Annotated in this window: 22 protein-coding genes; 6 read left to right on the top strand and 16 right to left on the bottom strand. The window is 32.1% G+C overall.

The window, feature by feature from the left end:
- Window positions 1-21: 21 nt before the first annotated feature.
- The gene (locus HMPREF2586_RS02135) at window positions 22-1,725 is read left to right on the top strand and encodes a CDP-glycerol glycerophosphotransferase family protein (protein WP_046208538.1); all 1,704 of its coding nucleotides are present in this window, start codon (window positions 22-24) and stop codon (window positions 1,723-1,725) included.
- Window positions 1,726-1,961: 236 nt separating this feature from the next.
- Here the strand turns inward: HMPREF2586_RS02135 and HMPREF2586_RS02140 are convergent, their stop codons facing one another.
- Both HMPREF2586_RS02140 and HMPREF2586_RS02145 read right to left on the bottom strand, forming a co-directional pair.
- A complete protein-coding gene (locus tag HMPREF2586_RS02140) occupies window positions 1,962-2,762 on the bottom strand; it encodes a hypothetical protein (protein WP_046208539.1) in 801 nt (266 codons plus the stop codon).
- Between the two features lie 269 nt (window positions 2,763-3,031).
- On the bottom strand, window positions 3,032-3,550 hold the full coding sequence (locus HMPREF2586_RS02145) for a GNAT family N-acetyltransferase (RefSeq protein WP_019468856.1): 519 nt from the start codon (window positions 3,548-3,550) through the stop codon (window positions 3,032-3,034).
- A 253-nt stretch (window positions 3,551-3,803) separates the two neighbouring features.
- On the opposite strand from HMPREF2586_RS02145, the gene HMPREF2586_RS02150 reads away from it, so the two are divergent.
- Both HMPREF2586_RS02150 and HMPREF2586_RS02155 read left to right on the top strand, forming a co-directional pair.
- Entirely contained in the window at window positions 3,804-4,793 is a 990-nt protein-coding gene (locus HMPREF2586_RS02150; RefSeq protein WP_070657937.1) for an acrylyl-CoA reductase family protein, read from the top strand.
- Between the two features lie 217 nt (window positions 4,794-5,010).
- Window positions 5,011-6,375, top strand: coding sequence for a glucose transporter GlcP (locus HMPREF2586_RS02155; RefSeq protein WP_176745319.1), 1,365 nt, complete (start codon window positions 5,011-5,013; stop codon window positions 6,373-6,375).
- Between the two features lie 315 nt (window positions 6,376-6,690).
- On the opposite strand, the gene HMPREF2586_RS02160 is transcribed toward HMPREF2586_RS02155, so the two are convergent.
- The 9 genes from HMPREF2586_RS02160 to HMPREF2586_RS02200 form a co-directional block, all read right to left on the bottom strand.
- Entirely contained in the window at window positions 6,691-7,092 is a 402-nt protein-coding gene (locus tag HMPREF2586_RS02160; RefSeq protein ID WP_064209331.1) for a GNAT family N-acetyltransferase, read from the bottom strand.
- Between the two features lie 33 nt (window positions 7,093-7,125).
- A complete protein-coding gene (locus HMPREF2586_RS02165; protein WP_019468852.1) occupies window positions 7,126-8,157 on the bottom strand; it encodes an NAD(P)/FAD-dependent oxidoreductase in 1,032 nt (343 codons plus the stop codon).
- Window positions 8,158-8,363: 206 nt separating this feature from the next.
- Complete coding sequence (locus tag HMPREF2586_RS02170; RefSeq protein ID WP_019468851.1) at window positions 8,364-8,777, bottom strand: DUF2871 domain-containing protein; 414 nt, start codon at window positions 8,775-8,777, stop codon at window positions 8,364-8,366.
- A gap of 119 nt (window positions 8,778-8,896) precedes the next feature.
- A complete protein-coding gene (locus tag HMPREF2586_RS02175) occupies window positions 8,897-9,481 on the bottom strand; it encodes a YcnI family copper-binding membrane protein (protein ID WP_019468850.1) in 585 nt (194 codons plus the stop codon).
- An 11-nt stretch (window positions 9,482-9,492) separates the two neighbouring features.
- A complete protein-coding gene (locus HMPREF2586_RS02180; protein WP_083319558.1) occupies window positions 9,493-10,743 on the bottom strand; it encodes a copper resistance CopC/CopD family protein in 1,251 nt (416 codons plus the stop codon).
- A gap of 376 nt (window positions 10,744-11,119) precedes the next feature.
- On the bottom strand, window positions 11,120-11,563 hold the full coding sequence (rpiB, locus tag HMPREF2586_RS02185; RefSeq protein WP_019468849.1) for a ribose 5-phosphate isomerase B: 444 nt from the start codon (window positions 11,561-11,563) through the stop codon (window positions 11,120-11,122).
- 32 nt (window positions 11,564-11,595) lie between these two features.
- Window positions 11,596-12,228 (bottom strand): dihydroxyacetone kinase subunit DhaL, encoded by a 633-nt coding sequence (gene dhaL / locus HMPREF2586_RS02190; RefSeq protein ID WP_019468848.1) that lies wholly within the window; start codon window positions 12,226-12,228, stop codon window positions 11,596-11,598.
- 12 nt (window positions 12,229-12,240) lie between these two features.
- Window positions 12,241-13,239, bottom strand: a complete 999-nt coding sequence (locus HMPREF2586_RS02195) for a dihydroxyacetone kinase subunit DhaK (protein WP_070812613.1) — start codon at window positions 13,237-13,239, stop codon at window positions 12,241-12,243.
- Between the two features lie 48 nt (window positions 13,240-13,287).
- Complete coding sequence (locus tag HMPREF2586_RS02200; RefSeq protein ID WP_070812614.1) at window positions 13,288-14,370, bottom strand: MDR/zinc-dependent alcohol dehydrogenase-like family protein; 1,083 nt, start codon at window positions 14,368-14,370, stop codon at window positions 13,288-13,290.
- Between the two features lie 174 nt (window positions 14,371-14,544).
- On the opposite strand from HMPREF2586_RS02200, the gene HMPREF2586_RS02205 reads away from it, so the two are divergent.
- Window positions 14,545-15,306 carry a DeoR/GlpR family DNA-binding transcription regulator gene (locus tag HMPREF2586_RS02205; RefSeq protein ID WP_019468844.1) on the top strand — a complete coding sequence of 254 codons (762 nt, stop codon included), beginning with the start codon at window positions 14,545-14,547 and terminating at the stop codon, window positions 15,304-15,306.
- Between the two features lie 95 nt (window positions 15,307-15,401).
- On the opposite strand, the gene HMPREF2586_RS02210 is transcribed toward HMPREF2586_RS02205, so the two are convergent.
- From HMPREF2586_RS02210 to HMPREF2586_RS02225, 4 genes are all read right to left on the bottom strand, one after another.
- Window positions 15,402-16,874: a Na+/H+ antiporter NhaC family protein gene (locus HMPREF2586_RS02210; protein ID WP_040030123.1), complete on the bottom strand. Its 1,473-nt coding sequence runs from the start codon at window positions 16,872-16,874 to the stop codon at window positions 15,402-15,404.
- Between the two features lie 29 nt (window positions 16,875-16,903).
- The gene (locus tag HMPREF2586_RS02215; RefSeq protein ID WP_064209325.1) at window positions 16,904-18,235 is read right to left on the bottom strand and encodes an LLM class flavin-dependent oxidoreductase; all 1,332 of its coding nucleotides are present in this window, start codon (window positions 18,233-18,235) and stop codon (window positions 16,904-16,906) included.
- Window positions 18,232-19,248, bottom strand: a complete 1,017-nt coding sequence (locus HMPREF2586_RS02220; protein WP_070812615.1) for an MsnO8 family LLM class oxidoreductase — start codon at window positions 19,246-19,248, stop codon at window positions 18,232-18,234. Before HMPREF2586_RS02220 ends, HMPREF2586_RS02215 begins: the two co-directional genes overlap by 4 nt.
- Window positions 19,249-19,586: 338 nt before the next feature.
- On the bottom strand, window positions 19,587-21,254 hold the full coding sequence (locus HMPREF2586_RS02225; protein WP_070812616.1) for a Na/Pi cotransporter family protein: 1,668 nt from the start codon (window positions 21,252-21,254) through the stop codon (window positions 19,587-19,589).
- 298 nt (window positions 21,255-21,552) lie between these two features.
- Between HMPREF2586_RS02225 and HMPREF2586_RS02230 the strand changes: the two genes are divergently transcribed.
- The gene (locus tag HMPREF2586_RS02230; protein ID WP_046207586.1) at window positions 21,553-22,491 is read left to right on the top strand and encodes a magnesium transporter CorA family protein; all 939 of its coding nucleotides are present in this window, start codon (window positions 21,553-21,555) and stop codon (window positions 22,489-22,491) included.
- A 347-nt stretch (window positions 22,492-22,838) separates the two neighbouring features.
- On the opposite strand, the gene HMPREF2586_RS02235 is transcribed toward HMPREF2586_RS02230, so the two are convergent.
- Entirely contained in the window at window positions 22,839-23,414 is a 576-nt protein-coding gene (locus tag HMPREF2586_RS02235; RefSeq protein WP_070812617.1) for a peptidoglycan recognition protein family protein, read from the bottom strand.
- Between the two features lie 220 nt (window positions 23,415-23,634).
- Between HMPREF2586_RS02235 and rsp the strand changes: the two genes are divergently transcribed.
- The gene (gene rsp / locus HMPREF2586_RS02240) at window positions 23,635-25,734 is read left to right on the top strand and encodes an AraC family transcriptional regulator Rsp (protein ID WP_070657942.1); all 2,100 of its coding nucleotides are present in this window, start codon (window positions 23,635-23,637) and stop codon (window positions 25,732-25,734) included.
- Window positions 25,735-25,859: the final 125 nt, after the last annotated feature.

A 25,859-nucleotide genomic window follows, 5' to 3' on the forward strand; every position in this document is an offset into this window, starting at 1 on the left:
ATTTAAATCGAGGGATTATAAATGATAAAGCAAATAGAAGTTTCAACGTGGGACCTTTTCGTAAAGGACCTTGAGAAAGCTACAGCACAAGGATATACTCACTTTGTATATATAGATCAAAATAGTGAAATTTATCAATCGATGTTAGACGCAGTTACACTAAAACCGGTCACTATCGTTGCAGATTATACAATCAATCAACAATATTTAAATGATTGCCGATATTTTGGTAAACCCGAAATCACTTTTAATGATTGGATGGATAATCTAAATCATTTTCCAAATATTATTTTCCATATAGAAACCACTCAAAAAATAATAAACAATTATACCATTAATAATATATTTGACTTAGCATTATTATCACTATTGCAAGATGATGTCGTAACAGATAGCCATGTCGTTTTCAATTTCAAACATGCTTTTACAACCAGTAGTGCTATATGGGATTACATTCAAGCATTCACGCCATTAAACACTACTAAATTCAATTTAAACAAATTAGCCTTTGAACATAAACACTCGATACCATTTAAAAATAGTGAAACACTAGCGCCTAATCATGACGACATTCGATTTACAGATAAAGTGCTTAAAAATACTAAATTCAAACTTCCACATTGGATTTATACTTTAGTTCATCGTCATTACGAAAAAAAACATTATGAAAGCAGTTATATTTATAAGAAAGATAAATCGAAAGTTAAAAATCATATCGTCTTTTTAGGTTTTGATTATGGATTTCGAGGTAATTCTCGCTATTTATTTAATCATTTTGCAAAGTACTTTTCTAAATTACCTATATTTTTTATAACGAATGATGTAAATGGCCCTAATTTTATCGATCCAAATGACGCGAAATCAAAAAATCTAATAGAAACAGCAAGTGTGGTTATTTTAGAAAACGATATCCCTGATGATATCAAACCAAATGGTACAATTATACAACTATGGCATGGCACACCTATTAAAAAACTATTTTTAGATAGTCATGAACCTAATGAGAATCTCAATATCTATAATTATCGTGCACGCAAATATAATAAATGGTTGCAACAAGATTACTTCATCAGTGATTCCGGAGCCATTATGGAACATTTCAAGTCTGCGTTTCCACAACAACACACACACTTATTAAATTGTGGGTATCCGAGAATTAGATATCTGTTAGATAAACAATCTGATCAACCATATATCTCATTTATAAAGAAAGAATTAAAACTAGATCCTCAAAAACAAACATTACTTTATGTTCCTACATGGAAAGCAGCAAATGAAGCAACCGATTTGTTACCAATGAGTGATGGCTTATTGAATAAATATAATGTTATCTTTAAAGGGCATATCAACGACCAATCTAACTATATACCTGAAAATGCTATCATTGCGCCATCACATATTGAAGTTCAAGATTTATTGTTAGTATCAGATACAGTATTAACAGACTATTCTTCACTTATTTTTGATGCACTTACGATTGATAAAACTGTCTGCCAATATACGCCTGATCATGAAAAATATGTGAGTGAACGCGGTGTTTATGAAGATGTTATGCATTCTCTTTCTACAGTTAGATATAGTGATTCAAAAGCGCTCTTAAATGATTTAATCAGTCACCAAATGAAAGATATACATGCTAATCCGTTTATAAATAAAGACAACCATGCCTTTGAAACGATTTCACATATTATTCAAAAGTCGATTAATTCCAATAAATTAAACTAATCATCACATATACAACCAACAATTTGTTATTCTAATTTAAAATTCAAAGTTTAAATTATGAATATTGGTTTTGGTGCTTTTATTTAAATATAAAATGCATTTAAAGGAATCATACTCGAACGATTCGCACATAAAGAAAATTTTACCAAATTAAAAAGTGGCAAGTTAGAAGTTAATGCTTTCTACTTGCCACTTTTTTATAATACGTATAAAAATCACGTTATTTTATGATGCTTTTATTGTTGGTAAGCTGGATCAACTACTCTAACAGTTCCTTGTTGGTCAACAGTTACAATTGAATAACTACCAGGTTGTGCTTGGTTTTGGAAGCTAAAGATATAGCTATAATTCCCTTCGCTTCCTTCAATAGCATAATCATTATAAGGATTTGATTGGCCATTTAACGCATTGACTTCAGCAGTTGCATTGTCTAAAGCGTTTTGGAAATTAGGCAATGACTGTAAAGCTGTTTGTGCGTCAGTGCTACCTGAAGTAATGTTTTGTGCGACTGGCACTGCATTTTGACCTTGATAAGGTGCCACATATTGAGAAGCACCACTGTTACCTGTGTTGCCCGCATTTGAATTACTTGCACTATTAGATGCTTGATCAGCATTACTATTTGCATTACTTGCTGTACTCTCATTGCTATCCGCATTGCTTGAATTGTTATCATTATTTGAATTATCGCTATTGCTATCACTGCCGTTGGAACCGTTAGTCGAACTATCATTGGCATTGTCACTGTTTCCAGAATTGCTGCTATCATCAGAGTTAGAACTAGAGTCTGAGTCAGAACTATTTTTATCAGCATCACTGTCTGATTTGTTGTCCGAATTACTATCTGAATCTTTATCGGAACTATCATTGTCCTTTTTGTCATCGCTCTTAGAATCTTTTGAGTCTTTTGATTTGTCATCGGAAGACTGTTTGTCTTTCGAACTATCGTCTTTACTACCGCCATTGTCATCACTACCATTAGAACAAGCAGCAAGTGCTAATGTAAGTGTAAGAAAACCTGCTAATAACTTCTTCATATAATAAGCCTCCTTAGTTGTGTCCTTCCCATTGCCTAATTTAAAATTATGTAATGTGTTTAACAAATAGGATAAATGAGAATTATTATGTTATTCACTATTATTATTAAAATAAACACCTTTTATCAAAACTTTTTTTGAAATAAATATAATTTTTACAAAAACTTAAAAAATAGAAACTTTAATTTAATATCTAGCTTTTGCAATAGGAATACAATGCGCCAAGATAATTGAACAGATTACAGGATAAATGACTTTTTCAAAAGCTGCTATATGTTTTTTTCCATTATTAAATCTGTATCTACCACGTTACCAGTATGAAATTCATGGGAACCTGTTATACGTAGGCCTTGTTTTTTATAAAAGTTTAATGCTTTTTCATTATATTCCCATACACCTAACCAAATTTTCGTTTTATACAACTCGCGTGCTTTTTTAATTGCAAAATCAAAAACATTTTTCCCTTTTCCTCCACCTTGTGATTGAGGTAAAAAGTATATTCTTTGAATTTCTAAGTAGGATTCACCCATTGCCTCAGTTTGTGCATCGTCTATATTTAATTTAAAATAACCTACAATTTCATTATTGCTGAGATAAAAATATGTGAATGAATGTTTATTATTCAATTCGTCTTGTAACGTTTCCACATTATATGCCTGTTTAAAATAGGTTTCAAAATCTTCCTGTGTATATCCACCTTCTTTGAATGTATGTTTAAATGTTGTAATACAAATTTCTCTTAACCGATGTACTTCCGATTGTTTTACCAATTCAATATTATCTGTCATACTGCATGCCCCCTTTTTACCATCTTGTCAATTAGTATACTAAAATGTTAAATATGTTACTATACGACTTAATATATTTTTTTGACAACTTAAAGTATAGTCAAATGACATAAAGTTTACGATTGTTAAAATTAAAACGCTTACTTTTAAATCAGCGCTTTTACACTTATTGTGAAATTCACAATATCATGATAAAGTAGTTCTAGTTTTTTAATTGTTCATAAATATATACATAAGGGAGTGCCATAAGGCAATGACGAAAACATTTAAAGCTTTTGTGGTCAATGAACAAGACGGCAAAGTAACAAGCGAATTTAAAGATATGACAATAGATGATCTTCCAGAAGGTGAAGTGTTGATTAAAACGAAATACTCTGGAATTAATTATAAAGATGCATTAGCTACATTAGACAATTCAAAAATTGTTAACAGTTATCCAATGGTGCCAGGCATCGATTTAGCAGGTGTGGTAGCTCACTCTGACACACATGCTTTTGAACCAGGAGATGAAGTCATCGTTACAGGATACGGTTTAGGAACAGACCATTTCGGAGGTTTTAGTGAATATGTTCGCGTAAAAGAAGAATGGATTGTACCTTTACCTAAAGACCTCACACTTGAAGAAGCTATGATATATGGGACAGCAGGTTACACAGCTGGTTTAGCAATTGAAAAATTAGAGCATAATGGACTATCTGTAGAAAAAGATCAAGTGCTTGTAAGAGGTGCAACAGGTGGTGTAGGAACATTAGCGATTATGATGTTAAATAGCATTGGATATGATGTGATCGCTAGTACAGGTAAGACTGAAGCTACTGAAACACTTAAAACCATAGGTGCAAAAGATGTTATTTCTAGAATTGACAAAGAAGATAATAAACCTTTAGGTAAACGCACATGGCAAGCAGTCATCGATCCAGTTGGTGGTGACAGTTTTTCACAAATCATTAAGCAACTTAATTATAATGGTAGCGTTGCGCTCATTGGCATGACAGGAGGCGCTACATTCGATAGTTCAGTCTTTCCTTTCATATTAAGAGGTGTAAACGTTATAGGTATTGACTCTGTATATACAGAAATGAGACAACGGAAACATATTTGGCGTCGTCTGTCAAAAGATTTAAAACCAGATCAATTACATGATATAAAACATAATATAAACTTTAAAGATATTAAAAACAGCATAGATGAAGTGCTTCAACATAATAATTCTGGTAGAATTGTTATCGAATTCGACGCATAAGATGATTTTATAAAACTCCGCACATCAAACAAAAATTGATGTGCGGAGTTTTATTTGATATCAACTTATATAACTATACATTTTTATTTAAACTACAAAAATATTACAATTCATATAAATATATATATCAATAGATAAATTTATTATACTTTAACATTTACAATTAAAATATGAAAGCGTATACTTATTATTATTGAATATTATCAGGAGGGTTAATATGGGAATCAAAGTGAATAAAAAGCTCATCTTTTTCCTTGGTGCATTGGGAGGATTACTCTATGGTTATGACATGGGGGTTATATCAGGTGCACTGTTATTTATAAAAGATGACATACCGTTAAATAGTTTTACTGAAGGACTTGTCGTTGCATCGATGTTAGTCGGCGCTATCTTCGGCTCCGGTGCGAGTGGACCTATGTCTGATAGATTAGGTCGTAGACGTGTTGTATTTATTATCGCTATTATTTATATTGTCGGTGCATTAATTTTAGCCTTAGCACCATCAATGCCAGTATTAGTAATTGGTAGACTTGTTATCGGATTAGCTGTCGGTGGCTCAACAGCAATCGTACCAGTATATTTATCTGAAATGGCACCTACCGAACAACGTGGTTCGTTAAGTTCCTTAAACCAATTAATGATTACAATTGGTATTTTATCTTCATATTTAATTAACTATGCTTTCACTCCAATCGAAGGATGGAGATGGATGCTCGGTTTAGCAGTATTACCTTCACTCATTCTATTAATCGGTGTAGCATTTATGCCTGAAAGCCCTAGATGGCTACTTGAACACAGAAGTGAAAAAGCTGCTCGTGACGTTATGAAATTAACATTTAAAGAAAGCGAAATTGATAAAGAAATTGCTGATATGAAAGAAATAAATGCTATTTCTGAAAGCACTTGGAATGTATTAAAATCACCTTGGTTAAGACCAACATTGATCATTGGTAGTGTATTTGCTTTATTACAACAAATTATAGGTATTAACGCTATTATTTATTACGCACCAACGATATTTAGTAAAGCTGGTCTTGGAAATGCAACTTCTATATTAGGCACAGTTGGTATTGGTACCGTAAACGTCCTTATTACGATTGTAGCAATTATGATTATTGATAAAATAGATCGTAAGCGATTATTAGTCATCGGTAATATTGGTATGGTAGCTTCACTATTAATCATGGCAATATTAGTTTGGACAGTTGGTATCCAATCTTCTGCATGGATTATGGTTGCTTGTCTAACGCTTTTCATCATCTTCTTTGGTTTTACTTGGGGACCAGTACTTTGGGTTATGTTACCAGAATTATTCCCAATGCGTGCACGTGGTGCTGCAACAGGAATCGCTGCTTTAGTACTATCTATTGGTAGTTTACTAGTTGCGCAATTATTCCCTATTTTGACTGATGTTTTATCAGTAGAACAAGTTTTCTTAATCTTTGCAGCTATCGGTGTCTGTGCTTTAATCTTTGTTATTAAATACTTACCAGAAACACGCGGACGTAGTTTAGAAGAAATAGAAGCTGATTTAAGATCTAGAACAAATGCAACTGATGTCAATGTTAAAGAATCCAAATAAACATTACATTGCTAAAACAAAATTAATGTGAGTTTTTAGGGTATAAAACCTATGCTCAAAATAAGAGAGCTAATCCGTTCTGGATTAGCTCTCTTTGCATCTCGCAAATTAATCCGTATAGTTTTCTAAAAGATGGTTTGGTATCATTCACTCTGAATGTGAACGCGTTGTATTATCATTAAAAAATGATATCAATTAGCACAACATCACACACGTCAGATTCTATCTTTATGATAGAGCAATGGACGTGTGTTTCATAGATAACTATCTTTAAACTACTGCTTCGCATTTAAACATTCTTCAACATATTTAAATTTAGTATTTGATATACATCCCACAAGAATGAGGTTCCGTAGTCGTAAATCCGAATTGTTCATACAATTGATCTGCAGGATAATCTGCCATTAAACTCACATAAGTACCATCTTCTGCAACAGATGATATATATTTCATAATATTAGTCATAACCTGTTTACCATAACCCTGACCTTGATAACGTGGTTCTACTGCTATGTCAATAATTTGAAAAGCAGTACCGCCATCTCCAATTACTCTGCCCATCGCTATTAATAAGTCATCATCATATATTGTAATGTCAAAGCATGCATTTGATATCCCTTTTTCTGTCGCCTTTTGTGATTTTTCACTTAACCCAGCTTTTTTTCTCATATTTCTATAATCTTGTACTGTTGGCGCTTCGTACTTTATTTTAACCATGTATTTTCATCCCCCAGACTGCTAAACCATGATTTATAAATATTTTTTCATCACTACTTTATTAGATTCTTTGAATGCATCATTATGACTCGATACATAACCTTCAGGAGCTGCTTCTGGTTCAACATAAAGCTTTGCTAGATTAGCTGCGTTTGCTGCGTCGCTAAAAGCACTCGCGATTAAGTGTGCTTTTGCTTCATGATAAATAATATCACCACAAGCGTATAGACCTTCAATACTCGTTGCAGTGTTACCAAACCCTTTAATATTATATTCACTATGCATATCAACTTGAGTTGTAGATTGTTCTAATAATGTATTTTCTCTATCGAATCCATGACTGACGATGACTTCATCAAAAGCACGTACCTCTTGTTCCCCTGTTTCAATATTTTCCAATATCACTTGTTCTATACGCGACTGGGTAACGTCTCCTATTAATTGATAGATATGTGTGTTGGGTAACTTTTCTACTGACAATCCATCTAATATATTTTTCATTGCTTCATAACCCTTGATATCCGCTTTTCGATAAATTAATGTCACACTTTTAGCATAGCCACTTAAATCATTTGCCCAATCTAGAGCAGAGTTACCTGCCCCTGAAATCAATACGTTTTTGTTTTTAAAATGTTTTAAAGATTGCACAACATAATGTAAGTTTGTTAATTGATATCTTTCTGCTCCCTTGATATCAAGTTGTTTTGGATTAATGATGCCACCACCAATGGCGATAATAACAGATTTGGATTTATATATATTTCCTTTATTGGTCTCTACTTCAAAATGACGTTCAGCCAATTTCCTAATATCTATCACACGTTCCTCTAAATTTACTTTAGGATTAAAATGTAGTCCTTGATTAACAGTATCTTGTATAATTTCATAGCAAGGTTTCGGTGCCAATCCCCCGATATCCCAAATAATCTTTTCAGGATACACGTGCATTTTACCTCCTAGCTTATCTTGAATATCAATAATTCTTACATTCATCCCTCTTAATCCAGAATAAAAGCTCGCGAACAGACCGGCTGGTCCACCACCGATAATGATTACATCATCCATAATAATCCTCCTACATGTACTACTTATTAATACCTATTATCCTATTATTGATAATGCTTATCAATTAAAAAGGATGACTTTTTAATAATTAATTACTTTATATGTATAATGGCTGTAAAATAAAATAAAAAGACGATCAAATTCGTATCGATCGTCTACTATATCTATGATTACTATATTTGTTTTAAAAATTCTATTTAGAGAAATTATTTTTCTGATTTTTTGACAATGGCGTTTTTAAGCAAGAAGAATAATAAAATAAAACCAGCTGTAATCACTGTATGCCCCATTCCTGCATAGCCAGCAAATGATTCTGGAACTTTAAGTCCCATCACTTGGTAAGTGCCTTTCGTAAACATCATACCAATCGTTACCAATACACCTATATTATACACGATAAAGAACCAATTAAATAAATAATAACTACTCAAATTAAATACTTTTGTTACTGGTAATAAAATGAGATGCATAAACATTCCTAATATTAACGTATGCGTATGTACTACTACTAATTGTGTATCACCTGTAAAGTCATAAGCAAGTGTTAATTCACGATAATAAAAACCACTAAGCAATCCTAAGATTGTATAAATTAAAAAAGCGTATAATATTCTGCGCATTCAAAATCCTCCTTAAAAATTATTATAAAATAAATTTAATTAAAATACAGTGACAATTCACCAAACTTCACAAAAAAGCCAGTAATCAAAATCTGATTACTAGCTTAATCACTTATACTTTATCTTTCTTTACGAGACTTTTTAAAAATTGCTATGAGCGCTAAAATAATAGCTATGATAGATACAATCCATAAAGCGATAGAATCATTGCCCGATTGATTATTTTCAGAATCAACATCAGCTTTTTTGGATACTTTAGTCATAGGTGATGGTTTTTCTGCGTCTTCATCACCATTCCATTTTACAGTTTCTCCATCGTCATAAGTTTGATAAGCATCCCATTTAAATTCGCCTTCTTTATCAGGATTTGCTACTTGAATAGGTAAATCGACAAATTCATTGGGTCCAATACCTTTATCTTTAGCTGTCCAAGTGATTTTGGTAATATTACCATCGTCATCTTTAGTTAATTTATGATCAAATGTTTCCTGTGGTGCAACACCTACAACATTTACACCTTTGGGTACTTTCAACTCTATTTTTGTCGTGTTCGCTTCTTTTTCTACTGGAACTCTAACATCATATTTTTCATAAGAACCTGGTTCACTTGTGTCAGGATTCATAGTCACATGTGCATGAGCACTTTTGGAAAATACTAAAACAGTAAAACAAACTGCGATGGCTAAAATAAATTGTCTTTTCATCTTTTAAACTCCTATCCTGGGATATTTAATTGACTCATAATTACACCTGCTAATATGAGTAAAATACCTATACTTAGTTCTATGATTAATGCAAATCTATTTGTCTGACGATGCTTACCAAGCGCTCTAGTTGTTTGATAAAATCCTAACGTCATCATCACAAATGTTAGCAAAATCTTAATAAGTAATAAAACGCTCCACGTTTGAATATTTTTCCACAATGTTAAGACATTCGTTTGGTCAATTGACATAAGGACACCTGATATGACAATTAACATGACAGCGCTAATATTTACTTTTAATAAAAAAGGTCTCATTTGATTTACTGCAAATTGTTTTTTACCCAATACCATCACCACTAAGTATATCAAAGCGCCTAACCAAAATGAGATTCCAGTAATATGGATCACTCTGATAAAAATCGACCATATTGGTACAGATTGAGACCAAGCATGTCCAGACATACTAAGCGCAATTAATATTAGACTTGGAATGAATATATACCAACTTGTAGCCATATTTTTCAAAGTGAAAAGCAATAATAATATGATAACTGCAATCATTGTTAATATGAATGGTGTTTGCAATAAAGTTGCTTTTTGTAGACTTAACACATCTGACACAACATCAGAAGATAAAGTCATCATATAAATTAAAACTGTGGTAACGGAAATCATGACCAACGTCAAAATGGTTGGCATCGTGTATGTTTTAAAATTTAAATGAGGTAAACTTTGTCTTTTAGCTAAGCGGTTGACAAAATAAAGGCCGGTAAGTGTAATCAATAATCCTTCTATTATAAAGCGCGTAACCCCAAACCAAAAATCTGCCTTTTCATAAAACGGTGGTGCTGTATCAATTCCATTTGCTGTCTGTTTTCCAACTGAAAATTCAAAACTATCATTGATCTCATGGCCATCTGCAGACATTGTATGCCATTTTATACTGTGCGTACCTTTATTTAAATTTTCAATAGGAAATGTCAATGTTTGAGAGGAACCTGTTGTACTTGGTTTTACTTCAGTCAATTCAGAACCATTGTCATCATAAATCTTTATGCTTGAATACTTTGAATGGACTGGTTCATTAAATTGTAATGTTATTTCTTTTGGCGCGTTTTCAACCACACTATTTTGTGCTGGAGTAACTTTTTCTAAAGTTGCATGTGCTGAAACTTGCTGAGAACAAGTAACTATCCCAATGATCAACGAAATTATAAATATAACATAAGAAAACTTATGAAGTTTAAATGTTAATTGCACTTTCATCCCCCTTTTTCAAAAAGTTTATATTATCAATGATATTAAATGAAATATATATTCACAATATAAATTTCATTTTGTCATTTTTTGGACAAATAATTATAAATTAAATATTATTGTTCCAATTAATTAGAAATAAAATATTAGTTTTGTTTCCATTAAAAATATTTATAATGTGTTGTTATAAAAATAAGTATTAAACTAATGCTAAATTTGTTTTTATTAGAAATGCTAAGTTACAAATTATGTATAAATTTAAATAGCAAAAGACTAATCCGTCGACTCTCACACGGACTAGTCCTTTGCTTTAATTATGCGCTTTAGGCCTCAACTTCTTATTCTTCAAGAATGATATGGTTTACTTAAATATAACGCATTAAAATTCATCTTGTTCAACTTGCACAATTTTATCTACTTTACGTTGAGAACCGCCTTCCCAACTTACATTTAAGTATGCTTCAACATTTTTTTTAGCAACTTCTATACCAATAATTTGTGCACCCATAGTCAGTATTTGAGCATTGTTACTTAACTGTGCACGCTCTGCAGAATAGTAATCATGCGCCAAAGCAGCGCGTATGCCTTTTAATTTGTTGGCTGTTATCGCAACGCCAATGCCAGTTCCACAAATAAGAATACCACGTTCATTATCTCCTTGTTGGATGCTTTTACCAACTTTAGCAGCAACATCTGGATAATCCGTCTCTGCACAATGATGACAACCAAAATCTTCGACTTCATGGCCCAGTGCTTCTATATGCGTTTTCACTGCCTCTTTTAAGTCGTAACCATTGTGGTCTGCACCGATTGCTATTTTCATTCTAACTCCTCCTTATATACTTATCACTTCACTTATACATATGATTTAAATGTATTTAACATCAGATACGCTGACATCGCGCCAGGATCTACATGACCTTGCGCACGATAGCCTAATCGCTTAGAACGGCCTTTATTTGAAACAATATCCTTTGTACTTTCCATACCTTTTTTAGCCTCTAAAAGTGCAATCTCAAATGCTTCCTTGAAATTAATACTTTGATATTTAGATGTTTCTAATGAAAGATAGAATGGTTCAAGTGTATCAATCATCGTTTTATCACCTATTTCAGCTTTACCTCTTGCCTTAATTCCTTTACTGAATGCAATCCAAAATTGATATAAGTCTGTATCATCTAATTCAGTTTTATTTTTCACTGCAACTGCTGACTTTAAAAAACCTGAAGCATATAAAGGACCTACAGATGACCCGACTGCATCCAAAAAGCTTTTACCAACAGCAACACTGATTTTTGCAATATCATCTTGTACTTGTAACTCGTTATGAATCGTACTTTTTACAGCTTGATAACCAATATTCATCGTCACACCATGATCACCATCACCTATTTTTCTATCTAATTCACATAAGTTATCTTTTTGTTCTTCAAACAACTCAGCTAATGCTAGGATGAATGATTTATATGTTTCACTTGTTAATGTCATTACAATTTCCTCCTAGACTTCTTTAAAATTTGGACAATCGACAGGATGATCTATACATGACTTTAACGTCTCGTCCACCTTCATCAATGTTACTGAGAAGCCACCCATTTCCATTGATGTAATAAAATTACCAATATACGATTTGTACGTCTTTATATTATTTTCATTTAATATTGCATCAACTTCTTTATTGATAATATATAATTCCATTTGTGAGGTTGCACCCAACCCATTTACTAACACAACCACTTCATCATCTGATTGATAAAGACCTTCTTTCAAAATGTTTTTCATAATAACTTGGACGGTTTCTTTTGCTGTGCGAATCGTTGTTTTTTCAATACCTGGTTCACCATGATGTCCTAATCCAATTTCCATCTCATTATCTTCAAGATCAAAACTTGGTTTTCCTGTTTGCGGTAAATAACAAGGACTTAACCCAATGCCCATCGAACGTGTATAATCATTTGCCAGTTGTGCAATACGACGTACTTCCTTCAAATCATAGCCAAAATCAGCAGCAGCACCTGCAACTTTATAAACCAGTAATTCACCTGCTATGCCACGTCTCTCTTCAATTTCCTTCGCTGAAGCAACATCATCATTTCCTATTACTACTGCTGTTTCAATATCATCTTCGACTTCTGTCATTTCGCTGGCCATTTCAAAATTCATTAAATCTCCTGCATAATTTCCATAAATATATAACACACCATTGCCGTCATGAATTTCTCTAGTTACAGCTTGTATAGGAATTGGTGAAGGTGAAGCGAAAATATTACCTACTGCCACACCATCAGCCATACCTTGACCAACATATCCGATAAAAGCTGGCTCATGTCCTGATCCTCCACCAATTAAAACACTCACTTTACGATTAGGGTGTCGTTTTTTTCCAATTAATGCTCTTTGATGCAAGTTTGAACGTCTAATATATTCAGGATAAGCAATTAAATATCCGGCCATTAATTCTTCTATAACGTCATCAGGATGATTAATCATCTTTTTCATTTAAAGTCTCTCCTTTTAACTATCTATGTTATCTATCACTTTGCTGTTTTAAGGTACAAGCACAATTTTCAATGACTTATCTCCTTTTTTCATCAATTCAAAGCCTTCTTCAAAATCTTGCAGTGGCAATTGATGTGTTACTATGCCTTCAGTTGGATAATCACCATTTTGTATACCATTTATCACAAGCGGATAACAGTAAGGTCCTAAATGACTACCCATTAAATCTAGTTCTTTACGATCAGAAATGATGCTCCAATCAACAGTTACTGGATCCCCAAATACAGAAAATTCGACAAATCTTCCTAGTTTTCTAATTGCACTCAAACCCTGTTCAACAGATTTAGGATGTCCTGTCGCTTCAATGTAAGTATCACAACCATAGCCCTCAGTCATATCCTTAATTTCTTTTACTATGTCAACTTTTGCTGGATTCATTACAATGTCTGCACCAAACTGTTTCGCTAATTCTAAACGATCATCTTTCATATCTAGTACAACCAAAGTTTCAGCGCCAGATTTTTTAGCAGCTCCTATCATGCCAAGCCCCAGTGTTCCAGCACCAGATAATACAACGAAATCTCCTAATTTGATGTTTGCACGTTGCACTGCATGTAAACTACAAGCATATGGTTCAATTAGAATTGCTTTTTCTATAGGTAGATCTTCAGGAACTTTATAATTTATTGCTTCTTTAGTGAATTTCATGTATTCAGCCATACCGCCATTGACATTATTTTGGAAACCGTATAAATCGTGTTTTTCACACATCCAATACTCTCCACGTTTACAAAATCTACATTCCCAACAAGGTACAATCTGTTCAGAAATGACACGATCACCTATTTCAAAATCAGTCACATCTTCGCCTTTCTCAACAATACGTGCAATAAATTCGTGGCCCGGTATCATCGGTGCTTTAATATAAGAAAGTTGCGTTTCATCACCCCAAAAACTTGGTGCTCCGCCATACGCTTTAATATCTCCTGCACAAATACCACATGCTTCAACTTTCACTATAATTTCTTTTGAATTCTCAATTGTTGGCGTCTCTACTGTTTCATATTTATAATCCCCTGGCGCATATGCTACAACTGCATTCATTTTGTCTGGATAATTTTTATTCGTCATTTTCAACAACCCCTTCTTTTATTAGAAAACGCTTTCATTTATGCCTATAATTCTAATATATATTTTCATTTCTTTCAAATATTTTTTCGTTTATTTTCGTTTTGCTTTTGTTTTGTTATTTTTATAAAAAATTGTGTTAAACTAAATTATGAACATAAGGAGGTTGCGAATCATATGAAAATGTATGCAGATGAACGACGAGAGCACATATATACTTATATAAAGTCACATAAAAGAGCTACTGTAAAACAACTTTCAGATTACTTAAGCGTGACAGAAGCAACAGTTCGGAGCGATTTACGGCTTTTAGAAAGTGAAAATAAGATTACACGTACACATGGCGGAGCAAAAGTTAATGATACGATGACTTCTAAGTTAAACTTTTCTTACCGTTTAACACAAAAGCATCGTGAAAAACATAAAATAAGTGAGCATGCGTTAAATAAAATCGAACCGCAACAATGCATACTCATCGACGCAAGTTCAACTACATATGAGCTTGCAAAATTAATATCTGAGACAACAATGGAACTTACGATTATTACAAATGGATTGGAAAATGCAGTACTCTTAAAAGAAAATCCTAACTTAACAGTGCTCGTAGTTGGAGGGTTTGTATCACAAGATTCAAATGCAATTACTGGAAACATTGATTCACAAATTTTAGAAATGTATCATATTGATTATTTCTTTTTATCTGCAAACGGTTTCACCTTAGAAAATGGTTTGACTGATTTTTCATTACCTGAAGTTCAACTCAAAAAGCAGATGGTTCAAGAAAGTGAAAAAGTAATTGCTCTGATAGACCACAGTAAATTTGATATTTCATCTACTTTATCATTTGCTAAAATCACTGATATTACTGAAGTTATTACTGATGAACCCCCCCAAAAAAAATGGCTACAAAACATGCCATTTAAGTTAACTGTTGTTTAATTTCAAAATTAACAATTTAAAAAGCTGTATCAATTAGAATAATTTAATACCTAATTGATACAGCTTTTTTTACTTAAAATAATTATCCAATCTTTTTATATACCACCTGACCATCCAACAGTAGTGAAGATATACAACACAATTGAACCTACGATGACCCAAATTAAAAACAATGGTGCCATAAATTTAAACCATGAACTAAAATTAGCTTTCGCAATAGCAATCGCACCTACTGTCGCACCCAATGTTGGCGTAATTAAATTACCTAATCCACCGCCAAAAGATAGTGAAGTTAACAGTATTTGGTCATTCACACCAAGTGTATGCGTAACTGGTTGTAATATTGGAACCATGACACTCATTAAACCTGAACCAGATGGTACTAAAAAATTAAATACTGTTGCTACTAAAAATATTAATATTGATACGACACCAGCTGACGAACCATCAAGTTGTGTCGTTAATCCGTTGACAATCGTACTTAAAATCTTACCTTTTTCTAGAATGACGCTGATTGTGTTTGCCATGATAATAGCAAAAGCAACCACTAGCATTGGTTTCGCTCCTGCTAGAAATCCATCCACCATTTCACTAGGCCGTTTACTTTTTATTAAGTAAGCAAGCACAAAACTAATACCAAAAACAGTAATGAATACACCATTTCCATATTTCTCAGTCCAACTTAACATGCCGTTACCTATTGCTAATACTATAGGTGTAAAAATCACTAATCCTACTACAACCAAATCTCTCCAATTAATTGTTCTATCTTTCAAATCAATTTCTGTATTTGTTGTTTGCACATTATTTTGTTGCCAAGATGTAGTATTCATCAAACTTTTATTTGGTGATTTAATAACCCTTCTCGCATACCAGATAACATATAATAAAGTGACCAATAAAAACACTGTGTACATAATTGCTCTCCCACCATATCCTGAATATAAAGTGACTTCCGGATAAACGATTTGACCAATTTTAGCCATACCTGAAGGAGAAACTGAAAATGCCATATACAAAGGTAGGAAGGTCATGCCAAGGGCAATAATTGGATCTAATTTTAACCTATTCGCTAAAATGACACCGAGCGTGACAAAAACAATCATCTGATCTCCACCTACAAAAAACCCTATAAACGCCATTAAAGAAAATAATCCTATAATGAGTGGTAAAGCACCTGCGTGTTCAAATCTATATATCATATAATTAGTTAACTTTGTCACTGAGTCCAATTGCAACATACCTCCAATTGCCCCACCAACAAATAGCAATAAAGTTACAGTTTGAGCTGATTGTATACCCCCATTTAATATTAAGGTAATTGCATAAAATGGATTAACTGGATTTTGTGAAATAGCATGATAAGTTCCTTGTACAATTTCACCACTTTTTGTCGTGTCAAATTCACCAGCAGGAATGACATATGTCAATAAACATGCAAACATCATCATCATCAACATCATTAATAACACGTGTGGCAATTGAAATTTTCTTTTTTCTTTTATTTTTAATTGGTCTTGTTCAACATCTGTTTGCGAATGATGTGAAGTTGCACTATATTCAGACATTCTATTTCACTCCTTAAAAATCATTTAAATTAGATATGCTCTACTTTTGTGTTTCGATATCTATTTTCTTTAAACGGAATACCAAGATGATCACGTAATGTACTACCTTCATAAGATTTCGAATAATAACCTTTTGTTTCTAATATAGGTAACACTTCTCTTAAAAATTCATCATATATTTCACCATAGACATGTGGTCCAAAGATAAAGCCATCTGCTGCACCTTGTTCAAACCATTCAATTATTAATGCTGCTACTTCTTCATAAGTGCCTGTAAATGGTGAACGTCTTACAGTTTCTTCTAGAGCAACTTCTCTTAACGTTAAATTTTGTGATTTCGCACGTTCAGCAATTGCATCAGTAGTTGCACGAAAACTATTTTTCCCTACGTCACCTAACTCTGGAAATGGTGCATCTAATTCGTATTGAGTAAAGTCATGGTGATCATAATATCTTCCCAAGTAGTCTAAAGCCTCTTCAATTGTTGCTAATGATTTAAGTTCATTTAATCGTCGCTCTACTTCGGCTTTATCTTTTCCAATGACTGGTGCTAGCATTGGATAGACTTTAACATGGTCGGGATTACGCTCAAATGCTTGGGCTTGTTTTTTAATACTGTCATAATTACTTTTAGCAATTTCAAGTGACTCACCAAGTGTAAAAACGGCATCAGCATATTTAGCTGCATATGCCTGTCCTTTAGGAGAAGCTCCTGCTTGGAATATAACAGGTTGTCCTTGTTCTGACCGACTTGCATTCAAAGGACCTTTAACTTGGAAATATTGACCTTTGTAATCTAAAGTATGCATTTTACTTTTATCAACATATTCACCATTTTCAACATCGAACGTAAACGCGTCATCTTCGTACGAATCCCATAATCCTTGTACAACTTGGATATGTTCTTCAGCAATATCATATCGAACATCATGTTCTGGATGATCTCCTTTACTATAATTGTCAGCACTCCCAGCTAAAGGCGAAGTTACCACATTCCAGCCTGCACGACCTTTACTAATGTTATCAATGGTTGAAAGTTGTCTGGCCACTGTGAACGGTTCACTATACGAAGTTGAAATCGTACCAACTAATCCAATTTGCTGCGTTATAGGAGCAAGAGCTGCTAAAAATGTTAAAGGTTCATGTCTATCTAAAAAATGTGGTATCGATTTTTCATTGATATATAATCCATCTGCTACAAAAACGAAACTGAAGCCAGCTTTTTCTGCTTTGCGAGCAATTTCAAGTTGAAATTCAAAATTTGTACTTGCATCACTTGGAACCTCACTTGATTTCCAAGCATGCATATGACTACCAGGACCGTTCAACATAATTCCAAAATCTATTTTTTTATTTGTCATTTTACCCCTGCTTTCAAAGTCGATTTTTTATATACACGCGCTAATTGCTCTACTGTTTTTAATCGTAATGAATGATTTTGAACGGGCATATGAAACATAAATTCATCAACTTCATCATCTATATTTAATTCATGAATCTGTTGTTTTATGGACTCAGCTGTACCATTAAATACCTCTATTTGTTGTGCTTCAATTTCAAATGTCCTTGAACTTTGCTTTTTAAAATCATCAATTTGGTGTTCACTTGATACCGTTAATTTTTGACCGTCATCAAAGTGTAAAACATAGTTTGTACGCCCTTCTTCAATTAATGCGTACTCCGCTTCGCTATTCGATACAACAGCAGCCAAGGCAACAATTATTCTCCCCTCAGGGTAAAATGCTTTGTATGTACGAATGGCTTTTTGTAAAAGTTCATTATCCGAATTCAAAAAATATGCATAAATAAATCCTACTTTTTCTTCTGCTGCAAAACGCGCTGATCGTTCACTGCCACCTAAAAGAAAAACATGTGGTTTTTCAACCTCTTTATTACGAATCGTTGTTTTTAAATTTGAATATGGATTTTCTTTAGGAAAGTTTCCATTATTAAATTGATTTAATAGATGAAATTTATCATTGAAAGATGTAGGTGAACTTTTGATATCTTCTTGCAATGCTTGTGTCGCTAGAGGAAAACCACCAGGTGCTTTACCTATACCTAAATCTACTCTTCCCGGAGCGATTTGGCTCATAAAATGAAACTGCTCAATCACTTTAAATGGACTATAATGCTGTAACATAACCCCACCAGAACCAATGTTTATTCTACTTGTTTGGTTTAATAGATGTGTAACTAATATTTCAGGACTCGTACCAACGACTTCTTGTATATTATGATGCTCTGCAACAAAATATCTTGTATAATTCAGGTTTTCTGCTAATTGAGCGAGTTCAACTGTTCTCTTTATCCCGTCGCTAACTGCTTCATTATGATCTATCGGACTTTGATCAAGTATACTAATAGATGTCATAAACAATCCCCCAATCGATTTCTGAAAATTATATTAGTTTCAATCTTATGCTCACGGTAACATTTTGTCAAGTATCCTTATCGTTTTACTAAGGATTAAGAGAGGGATTGCTTTTGCCATCTCGAGTACTCCATTTTTTACATACCATTTATCATTTAAATTGAAAATTGTTAACCAAGTATCCTTTCTCATAAAAAAAGAGCAGAGTAACATCACCCTTTAATAAAGTGATGTTATTCCGCTCTAATTTAAAAGACTAAGCATAAAATTTATTTCTGTTATGGCTTGCCTCATTATATGATATTAAATTTTGCATACATTGTGGTTAAAATAACTTTTTAATATGACCAACCCAAAGTATGTTCCACTTCATCATCCTCATGTTCAATATTATCTATATCAATCATAGATTCTGAAATGTTTCTAGAATGGTAACCAATACGCTCTAAGATAGCTATCATATCTAGATATAGCAAACCACCTTCTAAAGAACATTCTCCAGAACTTAAGCGCTTGATATGTTTCTTCCTAAGATCATGTTCTAATGTATACGAATCGTTACTCAAACGAACGATTTCATCTTTTTTAACTCTGTCATATACGTTAAACATATCAATTGTTTTTTCAAGTGACGCATCGACATGGTCATATAGTCTTTCAATACTTTGTTCTGCTTTTGCAGATATTTGAATTGATTCTGTTTCTTTTTTCTTTAAATCCAATAAATAAGCTTCTGTTAAACTTGCTACTTTAATAAACGTTCGATTAACATCGAATAACACAGACATTCTTTCTGCATCTTGTTTGGATATCTTCTTCTCAGAGATTTTTGTTAAATATTGTCTTACATTGTCATACATACTTTCCACAGCTGCATGCTTCTGAATTATATCTTTTTCTGTTTTATCATCATAGTTCTTAGCATATCTAAACATATCGAAAGTCATATGACCTATATTTTGAATTTCATCTTGAGCTTCTTGTAACGCGATGTTAGGAGCTCTGTTGATTAAATTTTTATCTAACATTCTTGGTTTATATTTTTCATTCAAGTCTTCGCCTGGTACTAACTTCGTCACTATCCATGCTAGGATGAAAATAAATGGCAATTGAATAATTGTGTTTGTTACATTGAACGTACCGTGTGAAAATGCAATAACCATTTCAGGCTTTAAATTCATAATCCCTTGCATCCATTCAATAACTAATTGATAGAGAGGCATGATTATTAAGAAAATGATAGCGCCAATTACATTGAAGAGTACATGTACAGCTGCCACACGTTTTGCCGCCAACGAGCCTGCTAAACTGGCAAGTACTGCCGTGATTGTCGTACCAATATTATCGCCTAAAAGTACAGGAAGTGCACCGTGTAAACTAATTAAATCATTGGCAAAGAATCCTTGTAAAATACCAATTGTGGCACTTGAACTTTGGATAATTACTGTTAATAATGTACCTGCTACCACACCATATAATGGATTCGAAGACATATCTAACATAATTTGTTTAAAAGAGTCTAAATTTGCTAATGGTTTAACTGCACCACTCATAAGTTCTAAACCATAGAACAATGCACCAAAACCAAATAAAATCATACCCACATTTTTCACTTTACGTTTTTGAATAAAGAAAATTAGAAATGCACCAATTGCTAAAATTGGCAGCGAATACTCACCGATATCAATACCTATAATAAATGCAGTAACTGTAGTACCAATATTCGCTCCCATAACTACTCCAATTGCCTGACGCATTGTCATAAAGCCTGCACTAACAAGACCTATAGTAATTACTGTTGTGCCCGAACTACTTTGAATTAATATCGTTACAATCATACCAGCCAAGACACCCATTAAAGGGTTACTTGTAAAAGTATTTAAAATGCTTCTTAATCTATCACCAGCTGCGGCTTGTAAACCGTCTCCCATTTGTTTAATACCATATAGAAAAATACCTAATCCACCAATAAAGGTAAAAATAATCTCCATTACAGAAGAATCCATCGTTACACCTCTTTAAAATATTTGTAAACTATGTGAAGTATAACTAATTTTTGTTAAGCTAATGTTAATTTATCATTAAAATTACATCGTATTTTCTCAACATTTCTGTAATCTTATTTCACCAATACATGCAAACCGTTCCAAATTCGTTAACCATGCAGATTTTACAATATGATACTTATAATATCCTTAAATTAATTCTTTTTATAAGTATTACAATTAAAATTGAAAGATACTTGTCAACCGCTCTAATCTTCGCTAATATAATTAAGAATTTAATGAAGGGAAGATTTGTATTGTGATTACTGCTTATAAACATACTCAAACACAAGAAATAATAACATCAACTTTAGACCATGATGCTTCATGGATCAATGTCGTTGACCCAAATTGGGAAGAAATAGAACATTTAATAGATTTATACCATTTACCAGAAGATTTTATTAGAGACCCTCTAGATACTGAGGAAAGTTCTCGTGTTGAATACGATGAAGAAACAGGCTATTCCCTCATAATCCTTGATTTGCCAGTTGTTAATGATACAAATCTTAATGTGCTCTCGTTTATAACAATTCCTCTAGGTATTATTATTGGTAATAAAAAAATATTTACTGTATGTAATGTGGAGAACGAATTTCTAGAAAAATTTAGCCATCAAAATTTAAATTTACATTTTCATAGCCGATTCGCGCTCAATATATTATTAACGATCGCGAATCATTATAATAGAAACCTTAGATTATTAAATAAAACGAGATTACGTATAGAACGTGATTTAAAAAATAATGTTACAAACAAACAACTATATAATTTAATGGAAGTTGAAAAGAGTTTAGTTTATTTCTTAGCAGCATTAAAAGGTAATGAAACGATAGTAAAGAAACTTTTCAGATTACCTGCAATTAAACGATTTGAAGAAGATGAAGATTTGTTGGAAGATTTAGTCATAGAAAATAATCAAGCTTTAGAGACCACAAGATTATACACGGATATATTAGAAAGTATTACAACTTCATATGCATCACTACTTTCAAATGAAATGAATAATACGATGAAAACATTGACACTATTTACTGTCTTTTTAACATTACCAACTTTAGTATTTAGCTTTTTCGGCATGAATGTTCCATTACCTATTGATGAACATAGCTATGTCTCTTGGGTTATCGTGATCGCTATTTCACTAATTATCGTTTCATGTGTAGGTGCATTTCTATGGCGAAAGCAAAAGTTTTGATATAGAGCAAACACACATTTAAAAATAACTAGATATAAAGCTTATGCTCAATATGAAAGATTCTATCATGTGTTATTGTACTGAATCTTGAAATTTGTACTTTGGTTTTCTGTAATATTCTAAAAGCTTGTTTCCTCAAAAATTTAGGAGACATGCCTTTTAAATTTATTTCACTTTTTTTATTAAAATTTATATATTGAGAATAGCTTGTCACATCAGGTTAATTTTCAAAAATAAAAACGTCAATTTCTATATGATTAGAATTGACGTTTTTAAATATTATAATCCAAACTATTTTTTGCTGATGGTAAAAATGAATATTAGCTGACTTTAATTTGATACTGGCCTTAACCTAAAGGCATAATATCTTCTTTAGTAATATCATCGTAATAATATTTTATTTTATAGATAAAATAATCTTTCAATCTATTCATGTTTTCCAATGTGCTTGAAGCTTGTTCCAAATGAATTAACCACGACCTTGCTGGACACTCAGTATCATAAAATTCTTTATGGATTCTTACTGTTTCTCTATTAACAGGCAATTGATATTTCTTTAAAATTGCAGCTGCTAGCCAAAAGCTAACCTCTTCTACCTTCATAAATGCACTATCTGTTAATATACCATTGATTTTAGACTGACATCTCTCGATACCAATATAATGCGTATTGGCAAATGTATTTCCGCAGTGCCATTCAGTATATTGTGTTGGATGAAACCAGTAACATGTGTCTTGGTCGATGTAGACGCTCTCCCATCCTTTTTCTAATTCGTTTTTTTCAATGCGCTTATTTAACCATGTAATGTAATTTTTGGCAGAATAATTTTCGGCATCATCGTGTAGAACGACACCTAAAATATCTTTTTTTCGTTCAGTGATTTTCTCTTCTATTTCATAATAATTTGAGTATATATGCTCCATTATTTTCCCTCTTTAATATTTAAATATTTAAATTTTTCATCATTAGTTCGTTTAATTTATTTTTTCCAAATTAAATGGTGTACACAATTTAATTTTATCGATTGAATTAGCGCTTGAAATAAGAAAATAGTTATATTTAATATATTAATATTCACAACTATTTATTATATAATGTAATTTAGTCAATATAACAATATGTTATCAGGAGTTGCTAGATAGAATGGAACATGCCACATTATGTATCCACGATTTTTTAACTACAGACACGCAACGTTGTATCAACCAAGTCATACTGTTATTTTCATTAAATAGTAAATTGAATATCAATATTAATGGTAAACAAACTTCGGTTGAAAACAATATCGCTATCATCAATCATAGTGATTTATTTTGTATAACTCACGCAGAACAACTTGTTGAACTAAAAATACCAATACAACAAATCATCCCGCTTAATCAATTATTTTTTAATTGTTATTATGATGCAAAAGCATTGCATGCTCAAGAATACTTGAAGTATTTAATACTAAACATGATTGAAAAATTAAATACTATGAATTCAATGGAATTACCTCAATTAACTGAGCTTATTTCTACCTTAGAGCAAGAAACTAAAAAATCAACTGATTATGCTTATATACCGACAATACATTCTGAAAATGAACTTTTAAATAAAATATCAGATTATATTCAAAAGCACATTACACAACATATCATGTCCAAAGAAATTTCTTCAATTTTTTATATTTCTAGTTCATACATATCGATTTTATTTAAAAAATATTTAGGTATTAGCTTTAAACATTATGTAGTAAGTTTAAAAATTGCGCTTTCTCTTAATGAACTTATTAATAGTAACAAAACCATTTATCTTATTTCTGAAAATATGGGTTTCAATCATTATGCTAACTATACTCATCAATTCAAATATCATCTCAAGTTAACACCGCTTGCTTACAGAAAAAAGCTTAATATATTGCACAATAATCCTATTACGTTATTAACTACTGATATTAGCGGATATTCACACTATTTCAAAGCCTACTTAGATGACCATAATCAATCACTTGATAACGAAATTATCAATTTAGACCACTTAAAGTATAATGATTTGGCAAAACAACCTACCATCTTTATTCATATTGATAATCTAATGGATATAATTCAAACAAATTTAAATCAAAAACTTAATTTTAGTGACCTTACAAACTGCTATTTACTTATAAATAATGTGAGCAATCTAGCATCAGCTTCACTCAATTTAAATGGGATTGTCAATTTAATCGATGCTATTTTTTCTAACTGTATAGGCGTAGTTATTAGAATTAAATCCATGGAAGAATATAAAAAAATAGAACAAGTGATTTCCCAATTTTTAATATTCAAACCTAAATATCATGCTAATGGTAATATGTATAACTTTATGATTCTATTTGATTCAGAATACTTAAAGTTAAATGATATAAACAGATTGTACATTAAAGTCAGAAGTTTAAATATTAATATCAAATTAGCAATCAATGTAGAAGGCGTGTTAACCCAAACTCAAAGCCTTAAACACACTTTTACACTCTTACATAGATTTAATTTTGACTTTAATTTTATTGATGTAGAACGTAGCGAATTACGTACAATGTTATTAAAGCATAGCCATCAATTCGATAATGTATCAAGTTATAGTGATTATTATAATAAATTCGTCACACTTTCTAAGCTACAACCTAATAAATGTGTGTACTCAAAACTTACTAAAAATCACTTCACTCAATATAATCAAAAAGCGCCTTTAGGAATATCAGAAATTATGCAACATACAATACAATTGATTAAAAATGGTTCTGCTGTTGGCTATGAACTAATGAATAAATGTATATATGACGTTGCATTAATGAATCATCACGGCATATATGAACCCATTGTATATATAATGCAATTCTTAAAGCCATTTTATGGAAAAGCGATATTAATACAACCTAATTATTTAGTTGCAAAAGATAAACAATGTACACATTTACTATTATTTAATGCCAATACGCACACAACGTTAAACAAGCGAAAGTTTATATTAAAACAACAAACAATTATTTCAAAATTAATTTTATTTATACGTACGTTAAATAGAGAACATGGTTTTATAGATTATGCTTTACCTCCTATATTTAATGATATTTTCATTGAACAATCACTGTTAAAAAATATAGAACGTTCAAATATGCCGAAATCAGAATTACGACACACTACCTATCCACACACACCTATTGAGTTTGATATTGGTCGAGATGAGGTGAAATACATTCGCTTATCACCTACAAATAAATAATAGTGCAGCATAGACATGAAACTTTAAAAATAAGTACATATTAGCACAATTTAATTTAAAAGTTTTGTCATCGCTTATACTTCAATTGCATTATGCTAAAATATCAGATATAACTGAAGTAAAGA

The sequence above is a fragment of the Staphylococcus sp. HMSC034G07 genome, assembly GCF_001835975.1.
Classification (GTDB): Bacteria; Bacillota; Bacilli; order Staphylococcales; family Staphylococcaceae; genus Staphylococcus; species Staphylococcus ureilyticus.

Bases quoted from the DNA above. Each gene is read 5' to 3' on its own strand.
- HMPREF2586_RS02195 (WP_070812613.1), bottom strand. From the start codon at position 13,239: ATGAAAAAGATGATTAATCATCCTGATGACGTTATAGAAGAATTAATG.
- HMPREF2586_RS02225 (WP_070812616.1), bottom strand. From the start codon at position 21,254: ATGGATTCTTCTGTAATGGAGATTATTTTTACCTTTATTGGTGGATTA.
- HMPREF2586_RS02160 (WP_064209331.1), bottom strand. From the start codon at position 7,092: ATGGTTAAAATAAAGTACGAAGCGCCAACAGTACAAGATTATAGAAAT.
- HMPREF2586_RS02200 (WP_070812614.1), bottom strand. From the start codon at position 14,370: ATGACGAATAAAAATTATCCAGACAAAATGAATGCAGTTGTAGCATAT.
- HMPREF2586_RS02150 (WP_070657937.1), top strand. From the start codon at position 3,804: ATGACGAAAACATTTAAAGCTTTTGTGGTCAATGAACAAGACGGCAAA.
- HMPREF2586_RS02140 (WP_046208539.1), bottom strand. From the start codon at position 2,762: ATGAAGAAGTTATTAGCAGGTTTTCTTACACTTACATTAGCACTTGCT.
- dhaL (WP_019468848.1), bottom strand. From the start codon at position 12,228: ATGACATTAACAAGTGAAACATATAAATCATTCATCCTAGCATTAGCT.
- rpiB (WP_019468849.1), bottom strand. From the start codon at position 11,563: ATGAAAATAGCAATCGGTGCAGACCACAATGGTTACGACTTAAAAGAG.
- HMPREF2586_RS02170 (WP_019468851.1), bottom strand. From the start codon at position 8,777: ATGCGCAGAATATTATACGCTTTTTTAATTTATACAATCTTAGGATTG.
- HMPREF2586_RS02145 (WP_019468856.1), bottom strand. From the start codon at position 3,550: ATGACAGATAATATTGAATTGGTAAAACAATCGGAAGTACATCGGTTA.
- HMPREF2586_RS02155 (WP_176745319.1), top strand. From the start codon at position 5,011: ATGGGAATCAAAGTGAATAAAAAGCTCATCTTTTTCCTTGGTGCATTG.
- HMPREF2586_RS02210 (WP_040030123.1), bottom strand. From the start codon at position 16,874: ATGTCTGAATATAGTGCAACTTCACATCATTCGCAAACAGATGTTGAA.
- rsp (WP_070657942.1), top strand. From the start codon at position 23,635: ATGGAACATGCCACATTATGTATCCACGATTTTTTAACTACAGACACG.
- HMPREF2586_RS02135 (WP_046208538.1), top strand. From the start codon at position 22: ATGATAAAGCAAATAGAAGTTTCAACGTGGGACCTTTTCGTAAAGGAC.
- HMPREF2586_RS02220 (WP_070812615.1), bottom strand. From the start codon at position 19,248: ATGACATCTATTAGTATACTTGATCAAAGTCCGATAGATCATAATGAA.
- HMPREF2586_RS02205 (WP_019468844.1), top strand. From the start codon at position 14,545: ATGAAAATGTATGCAGATGAACGACGAGAGCACATATATACTTATATA.
- HMPREF2586_RS02215 (WP_064209325.1), bottom strand. From the start codon at position 18,235: ATGACAAATAAAAAAATAGATTTTGGAATTATGTTGAACGGTCCTGGT.
- HMPREF2586_RS02235 (WP_070812617.1), bottom strand. From the start codon at position 23,414: ATGGAGCATATATACTCAAATTATTATGAAATAGAAGAGAAAATCACT.
- HMPREF2586_RS02175 (WP_019468850.1), bottom strand. From the start codon at position 9,481: ATGAAAAGACAATTTATTTTAGCCATCGCAGTTTGTTTTACTGTTTTA.
- HMPREF2586_RS02165 (WP_019468852.1), bottom strand. From the start codon at position 8,157: ATGGATGATGTAATCATTATCGGTGGTGGACCAGCCGGTCTGTTCGCG.